2 protein-coding genes are annotated in these 3,036 nt (G+C 40.9%); both read right to left on the bottom strand.

The window, feature by feature from the left end:
* Positions 1–57: 57 nt before the first annotated feature.
* Positions 58–2,463, bottom strand: a complete 2,406-nt coding sequence (locus QZT73_RS12130) for a 3-hydroxyacyl-CoA dehydrogenase/enoyl-CoA hydratase family protein (protein ID WP_291783852.1) — start codon at positions 2,461–2,463, stop codon at positions 58–60.
* A gap of 14 nt (positions 2,464–2,477) precedes the next feature.
* On the bottom strand, positions 2,478–2,954 hold the full coding sequence (locus QZT73_RS12125; RefSeq protein ID WP_291788390.1) for a MarR family transcriptional regulator: 477 nt from the start codon (positions 2,952–2,954) through the stop codon (positions 2,478–2,480).
* Positions 2,955–3,036: the final 82 nt, after the last annotated feature.

The following is a 3,036-nucleotide window of genomic DNA, read 5'->3' as shown; positions in this document are numbered from 1 at the left end:
TCTTGCTTCTTGTCTCTTGTATCTAGTTTCTCGCTTCTCGTCTCTCGCATCTAACCTCTAGTTTCTCAAAGGTTTTCCCTTAAACAAAATACTATGTATCCGCTCCAGGGTCTTTTTCTCGCCGGTCAGGCTCAAGAAAGCTTCCCGCTCAAGATCAAGAAGATATTGCTCGCTGACTTCTGTTGGAGAAGAAAGGTCACCTCCGGACATCACCCATGCTAATTTTCTGGCAATCTTAGCATCATGCTCAGAAATATATTTTCCATAAAGCATTCCAGTGATACCCGCTTCAAACAAGGCTAAAGAAGATTTACCCAATACTTTGATATCGGTTTGCTGTACCGGTTGTGTATATCCTGACTCATACATTGCCAGCACCTTGGCCTTGGCATCGGCCAAGACCCGCTTCCTGTTTAAAGTAATGCTATCCTTTGCTTGTAGGTAACCCAGGTTCCTCGCTTCCACGGCGGACGTGGATACTTTGGCAGTGGCAATATTCATGAAATATTCCTGCAGGCGGTTCAATTCCACATCACCTGATTTGATTTCATTGGAGAATCTCAGGGTCATTTCCTTGGTACCACCTCCGGCAGGAATCAAACCTACACCAAACTCCACCAGACCCATATACAATTCTGCATGTGCCTGTACTGCATCAGCATGCAGGGACAACTCACAGCCACCACCCAAGGCCATATTATGCGGAGCTACTACTACCGGAATGGAAGAATACCTGGCCCGCATTATGGTATTTTGAAAACCTGCAATCATCAGGTTGATTTCATCAAACTCTTGATCTCCCGCAAACATAAACAGCATGGCCAAATTGGCGCCAGCGGAAAAATTACCTCCTTCATTTCCTATAACAAGGCCTTTGTATGATTTTTCTGCCATATTGATGGCGGTGTTGATACCTTCGATCACTTCTTGGCCCAAAGCATTCATCTTGGTATGGAATTCCAATCCAATAACTTCATCACCCATATCATAAATGCTGGCACCTGCATTGCTCCAAAGCTTCTTGTCAGCTCCTTTCAGGGTATCCAATAGAATGAATTCCTCAGTTCCCGGGATTGCCTTGTATGTTTTGGATGGAATATCATAGTACTTTCTGACACCTCCATCTACTTTGTAGAAAGAGTCATGACCTGCTGAAAGCATATCATGTACCCAAGCAGCAGCTTTTTCTCCGGCAGCTTCCATTTTCTCAACGGTTTCTTTCACCCCAAGCACATCCCATGTTTCAAATGGACCTAATTCCCAACCAAAACCAGCAGATACCGCCTGGTCTATTCTGTAAAGCTCGTCTGCAATTTCAGGAATGCGATGGGAAACATATTTAAAGAGATCATAAAAGGAAGTACGGTAAAATTCACCGGCTTTATCATCAAAGTTGACAAGGAATTTTACCCTTTTTTTGAGATCATCTATTTCTTTAGAAGCTTCCAAAGCCTTAAATTTTGGCTTTTCGGCATCCTTATACTCAAACGTTTTAAGGTCCAGCTCCTTCAATTCCTTGGAACCATCCTTATGACGAATCATTTTGAAATAACCCTGACCCGTTTTGTCACCCCACCATTTGTTGTCATACAGTACCTGGACGATCTTGGGCAATTGAAACTTATCCCTTGACTCATCATGAGTAAGTGTCTTGTAAAGGTTATTGGCTACGTTGACTGTGGTATCCAAACCAACCACATCCATGGTTCTGAAGGTAGCTGATTTGGCCCGTCCAATTACAGTACCCGTGAGTTTATCGACCTCAGATACACCCATACCCATTTTCTCAATAGCATGCATACCTGAAATAATGGCATACACCCCTATTCTATTGGCAATGAATGCAGGGGTATCTTTACAAAGTACTGTCTCCTTACCTAAGTACCGATCCCCATAATCCATAAGAAAATCTACAATCTCAGGATTGGTTTTAGGCCCTGGTATGATCTCCAATAAACGAAGGTATCGGGGTGGATTGAAAAAGTGTGTCCCTGCAAAATTCTCCTGAAAATCCTCAGATCTACCTTCACTCATCAACTGCATGGGAATACCAGAAGTATTCGAAGTAATTAAAGTACCTGGCTTACGGTATTTTTCCACCTTTTCAAAAAGGGATTTTTTGATGTCCAATTTCTCTACTACCACCTCGATTACCCAATCATAATCTTTGATTTTGGAAAGATCATCATCAAAATTACCTGTACTTATCCTGGAAACATGCGCAGCATCATACAAGGATGCAGGCTTGGATTTAAGTGTGTTTTGAAGTGCCACATTTACCAGCCTGTTTCGTACCGATTTGTCCGAAAGGCTAAGCCCTTTTTTTTGCTCATCTTCATTCAGTTCAAAAGGAACGATATCAAGCAACAAAACCTGCACACCAATATTGGCAAAATGACAGGCAATTCTTGATCCCATTACACCTGAACCTAAAATGGCTACTTTCTTAATGGTTCTTTTCATATATATTTTTGGTTTTAGAGTCCGTACAATTGATCATCGTACGCATTGGGGTTTATAGTTTCTGATTGTAATTGTTCAATTACCTGATTTATCTTATTAAATACACCAAAAAACGTATCAAGCTCTTCATCTGATACCAATTCTCTGACGGAAAGGTTAAACTCCTTAATGGTCTGAACCGATATCTCTTTTTTCCTTTTTCCTTCTGGTGTCAAAAAGATCCGAACAGATCGCTTGTCTACCGGATCCTGTTTTTTATAAATCAATCCTTTCTCTTCCATATTTTTAAGCATCCTGGTAAGACTTCTAGCTTCCAATCCCATCATTGGAGCAATTTTGGTAGCTGGTGTGCCTTCTTTGGAATTGATATTGATCAATACAAATCCAATAGAAGTAGTGAAATCCTCTTGTGCTGCTTTTTGATTGTACATCCTTGAAATGGCATGCCAAGCACTCTTGATATGGTAATCTACTGTCTCTTCGCGCTTCATAGGCTTTACATTGATACGACTAAATTACAAAAAAGATTGTATGCATGCATACTAAATTTAAAAAAAGTTATGCATGCATAAG

The sequence above is a fragment of the Cecembia sp. genome (assembly GCF_007126775.1).
Classification (GTDB): domain Bacteria; phylum Bacteroidota; class Bacteroidia; order Cytophagales; family Cyclobacteriaceae; genus Cecembia.
Note: the sequence above shows the minus strand (reverse complement) of the source record. Positions and strands in the feature narration are given on the sequence as shown.